1 pseudogene is annotated in these 430 nt (G+C 52.3%); it reads left to right on the forward strand.

From position 1 onward, the window contains the following. Positions 1 to 25 precede the first annotated feature (25 nt). Positions 26 to 430 (forward strand): annotated as a pseudogene (locus AC5ZGW_RS47175) (hypothetical protein); the annotation flags it as partial.

A 430-nucleotide genomic window follows, 5' to 3' on the forward strand; every position in this document is an offset into this window, starting at 1 on the left:
TGACTCCAAGCGATTTGAAGCTGCAATGCGCGAACTCGGATATTTCCTAGGGTTTGGATCGCAAAGACCGGAATTGGATATCGGAAAGGGCCCGGACAATCTTTGGGCAGTGGGAGGGCTGCACTTCTTTGTGATCGAGGACAAGAACGGAGCCACGTCGGGCATCATCGCGAAGTCCGATTGCAATCAGTTGCTCGGTTCAATGGAGTGGTTCAGTCAGGCTTACGACAATAGCTGCACGGCCACGCCGATCATGGTCCATCCAGAGACCAAATTTGATCAGTACTCATCACCAAGCGCCGATTTCCGGATACTTGACAAAGTAGGGCTGAAGAAACTGCGCGAAGCTATCAGGGCTTACACAACATCCGTCGCCGCCTCGAACAGTCTCTCAGACGAAGCCAAGATAAGAGACCGACTAGCTCAGTTC

The sequence above is a fragment of the Bradyrhizobium sp. Crot121 genome (assembly GCF_059512385.1).